This is a genomic window from Curtobacterium sp. A7_M15 (assembly GCF_030705415.1).
Taxonomy (GTDB): Bacteria; Actinomycetota; Actinomycetes; order Actinomycetales; family Microbacteriaceae; genus Curtobacterium.
Window position 1 is genome coordinate 1 of record NZ_JAUZED010000178.1, and the last position, 4,169, is coordinate 4,169.

Annotated in this window: 4 protein-coding genes; 2 read left to right on the top strand and 2 right to left on the bottom strand. The window is 71.2% G+C overall.

Annotated features, from left to right (window positions below; genetic code table 11):
* Positions 1-46: 46 nt before the first annotated feature.
* Both ffh and Q7F20_RS17945 read right to left on the bottom strand, forming a co-directional pair.
* Positions 47-1,597: a signal recognition particle protein gene (gene ffh, locus Q7F20_RS17940; protein ID WP_305741420.1), complete on the bottom strand. Its 1,551-nt coding sequence runs from the start codon at positions 1,595-1,597 to the stop codon at positions 47-49.
* A gap of 44 nt (positions 1,598-1,641) precedes the next feature.
* Positions 1,642-2,313, bottom strand: coding sequence for a VOC family protein (locus Q7F20_RS17945; protein ID WP_305741421.1), 672 nt, complete (start codon positions 2,311-2,313; stop codon positions 1,642-1,644).
* Between the two features lie 98 nt (positions 2,314-2,411).
* On the opposite strand from Q7F20_RS17945, the gene lipB reads away from it, so the two are divergent.
* Entirely contained in the window at positions 2,412-3,086 is a 675-nt protein-coding gene (lipB, locus tag Q7F20_RS17950; RefSeq protein ID WP_305741422.1) for a lipoyl(octanoyl) transferase LipB, read from the top strand.
* A complete protein-coding gene (lipA, locus tag Q7F20_RS17955; RefSeq protein ID WP_305741423.1) occupies positions 3,083-4,066 on the top strand; it encodes a lipoyl synthase in 984 nt (327 codons plus the stop codon). Before lipB ends, lipA begins: the two co-directional genes overlap by 4 nt.
* Positions 4,067-4,169: the final 103 nt, after the last annotated feature.

Consider the following 4,169-nt stretch of genomic DNA (forward strand, 5'->3'; position numbering starts at 1 on the left):
GCGGTGCCAGCTGGCACCGCGCCTCCCGTCCGCTGTCGGGTCGGGTCTACCGCCCCAGGAACTTCTGCAGGCTCGCGAGCTCTTCCTCGGTGGGCGCCTTGCCGCCCTTGCCACCGCCGAGCCCGAGACCGGACCCCTTCGGCGCCTGCTGCGGTGCCGCGGCCTGACCGGCGGCGAGCGCCGCGCGCTTCGCCGGGTTGCCGACCTTCGACTTCTTCTTGCCGCCCTGCTGCTGCTTCTTGCCGCCGTGAATGCCGGGGATCGGCCCCATGCCGGGCATCTGCGGGACGCCACCGCGGGCGACGGTCTTCATCATCTTCGCGGCCTGCTCGAAGCGGTTCACGAGGGCGTTGACCTCGGTCACGGTGGAGCCGGCACCCTTCGCGATGCGGAGGCGACGGGAGCCGTTGAGGAGCTTCGGCAGCTCGCGCTCCTGCGGGGTCATCGACTGGATGATCGCCTCGGTGCGGACGATCTCGCGCTCGTCGAAGTTGTCCAGCGCCTCGCGCATGCCCTTGGCGCCGGGGAGCATGCCGAGCATGCCCTTGATCGAGCCGGCCTTGCGGAGCTGCTGCATCTGCTCGAGGAAGTCGTTGAGCGTGAACGAGTCGCTCGCGATCTTCTCGGCGACCTTGCGCGCCTCTTCCTCGTCGAAGGCGCTCTGGGCCTGCTCGATGAGGGAGAGGATGTCGCCGAGGTCGAGGATGCGGCTCGCCATGCGGTCCGGGTGGAACGGCTCGAAGTCGTCGAGCCCCTCGCCCGTGGAGGCGAACATGATCGGTCGGCCGGTCACGTTGGCGACCGACAGTGCCGCACCACCGCGGGCGTCACCGTCGAGCTTCGACAGGACGACGCCGGTGAAGTCGACGCCTTCCTGGAAGGCGCGGGCGGTGGCGACGGCGTCCTGACCGATCATCGCGTCGATGACGAACAGGACCTCGTCGGGGTCGACGGCCTTGCGGATGTTCGCGGCCTGCTTCATCAGCTCGGCGTCGACGCCGAGGCGTCCGGCGGTGTCCACGATGACGGTGTCGTACTGCTGGTCGACCGCGGCCTTGATCGCGTTCTTGGCGACCTTCACCGGGTCACCGACGCCGTTGCCGGGCTCCGGCGCGAAGACGTGCACGCCGGCCTGCTCGCCGACCACCTGCAGCTGCTGCACGGCGTTCGGACGCTGGAGGTCCGCCGCGACGAGCATCGGCGTGTGGCCGTCCTTCTTGAGCCACTTGCCGAGCTTGCCGGCGAGCGTGGTCTTGCCGGCGCCCTGGAGCCCCGCGAGCATGATGACCGTCGGGGGTCGCTTCGCGAACTCGAGACGTCGCTGCTGGCCGCCGAGGATGCCGACGAGTTCCTCGTTGACGATCTGGACGACCTGCTGCGCCGGGTTCAGCGCGCGGTTGACCTCGTCGGAGAGGGCGCGCTCGCGGACGGCTGCGGTGAACGCCTTGACGACCTCGAGCGCGACGTCGGCGTCGAGGAGCGCCCGTCGGATCTCGCGGACGGTGCCGTCGACGTCGGACGGAGTCAGCCGACCCTTGCTCCGCAGGTTGCGGAAGGTCTCGGTCAGCCGATCGGAGAGTGAACCGAATTGCGCCATGATCCGTCGATTCTACAAGGCCCTGCGCTGACGCTCCCGCCCGTTCACCGCAGGAGGACGCCCTCGGCGAGCTCGACCGTCGTGCCGAGCCCGAGATCGACCACGACCGGAGCGGTCGACGGGGTCCGGTCGAGCGTCGGGAACCACCGGCGGCCGGGCGACACCAGGATGAGCAGCCCGTCGACGTCACCGACCGGGGTGAAGTCCGGCCCCGGCGGGTTCGCGTAGGGCTCGAGCCCTCGACCACGGAGGGCCTCGACCGTGCCGAGGACGTCCGGGACGGCGATGCCGACCTCGCTGACCGACACGAGCAGCGAGGCGAGCTGCGGCGCGTCCCCGTCGTCGGGCACAGCGCTCCCGACGGGGAGCTCCCGTCGCTCGATGAGCTCGAGCAGCTGCCGGTCGGGCCCCTCGAAGTACACCGACCGCGAGTCCCAACCCGCCGGCCCCTCGAACTCGTCGGCGCCGTCCGCCCCGAGCACCGTTGCGACCTCGGCGACCCGGCGCTTCGAGTCCGCGAACGTCCCGGTCGGGATCGTGAACGCGAGGTGGTGTGCCCCGGTCATCCCGTCGAGCGCCCGGAAGACGAGCTGCGACGTCCCGACGGTGACCCGGACCGAGTCGTCGTCGGCGGACACCGCGCACCCGAGCCGTTCGTAGAAGCGTGCGGTGTCGTCGAGGGATCGGGTGGCGAGCTGGACCTGTCGGATGTGCATGGCGACAGCCGACACCCTCAACCGCGCTTCAGGTCAAGACCGCACGGGTCGAGCCTGGTTGTTGGACGGAGTACAGGAACTGTCGTAGCCTGGCCCGCATGCCGGAACTCGACATCGTGCGCCCGTCCGGGCTGCTGGACCACGCCGAGGGACTCGCACTGCAGCGGGCCCTCCACGCCGACGTCGTCGCCGGCCGTTCGCCCGGGGCCGTCGTCCTGTGTCAGCACCCGCCCGTGTACACCGCCGGGCGGCGCACCGAGCCGTCCGACCTGCCGACCGACGGCTCCCCCGTGGTGGACGTCGACCGCGGCGGACGGATCACCTGGCACGGACCGGGACAGCTCGTCGCCTACCCGATCGTCCGGTTGGCCGAGCCGCTCGACGTCGTCGCCTGGGTCCGGGACCTGGAGCAGGTCATCGTGGACGCCGCGGCCGCCGTCGGTGTCGGGGCGGAACGGATCGAGGGTCGGAGCGGCGCCTGGGTGCCCGGGCCTGCCGGCGCACCGCACGCCAAGGTCGGCGCGATCGGGCTGCACGTCGCCGAGGGCGTGACCAGCCACGGCATCGCGATCAACTGCACCAACAGCCTCGAGCCGTTCGCCGCGATCGTCCCGTGCGGGATCAGTGACGCCGGGATCACCACCCTGAGCGCTGCCGCGGGCCGACGCGTCACCGTCGACGAGCTCGCCCCCGTGGTCGAACGCCGCATCCAGGACGCCGTCGACGGCATGCGCCACGGCGAGCGCATCGCACGACAGGAGACCCTCGTATGACCCTCGCCCCCGACGGCCGACGCATGCTCCGGGTCGAGGCCCGCAACGCCGCGACCCCGATCGAGACGAAACCGGCGTGGATCAAGACCCGCGCGACCCAGGGTCCGGAGTTCCGCGACCTGTCCGCCCTCGTCAAGGACAAGCAGCTGCACACCGTCTGTCAGGAGGCCGGCTGCCCGAACATCTTCGAGTGCTGGGAGGACCGCGAGGCCACCTTCCTCATCGGCGGCTCCCAGTGCACCAGACGCTGCGACTTCTGCCAGATCGACACCGGCAAGCCCGAGCCACTGGACCGCGACGAGCCTCGCCGGGTCGCGGACTCGGTCGCCGAGATGGGTCTCAAGTACGCCACGGTCACCGGGGTCGCCCGCGACGACCTCCCCGACGGCGGTGCCTGGCTCTACGCCGAGACGATCCGCCAGATCCACGAGCACTCCCCCGGCACCGGCGTGGAGATCCTCGTGCCGGACTTCAACGGTCGCCCGGACCAGCTCGGGCAGGTGTTCGACGCACGTCCCGAGGTGTTCGCGCACAACGTCGAGACCGTGCCCCGCATCTTCAAGCGCATCCGTCCCGCGTTCACGTTCGAGCGCTCGCTCGACGTCATCTCGCAGGGACGCGCCGCGGGCCTCGTCACGAAGTCGAACCTGATCCTCGGAATGGGCGAGGAACGCATCGAGATCGAGGACGCCCTGCAGCGCCTGTACGACGCCGGCACGGACATCATCACGCTGACGCAGTACCTCCGACCGTCGCCGCGGCACCTGCCGGTCGCCCGCTGGGTCGCGCCGGAGGAGTTCGTCGCCCTGCGCGGGGTCGCCGAGGAGATGGGCTTCGCGGGGGTCCTCGCCGGGCCGCTGGTCCGCTCCTCCTACCGTGCCGGGCGCCTCTGGGCACGCGCCACGGTCGCCCGGGGCGGCACCGTGCCGGAGCAGCTGTCACACCTGCTCGACGCGGCGCCGGGGCGCCAGGCCGTCTGATCCGGTCCGCGGAAGCGACAGATCTCCGCCGTCGGTCCGCGGCAGTCTGTCGCCTTCGTGGCACCGGTCTCGACCACGGACGAACGGGAGGCGCGGTGCCAGC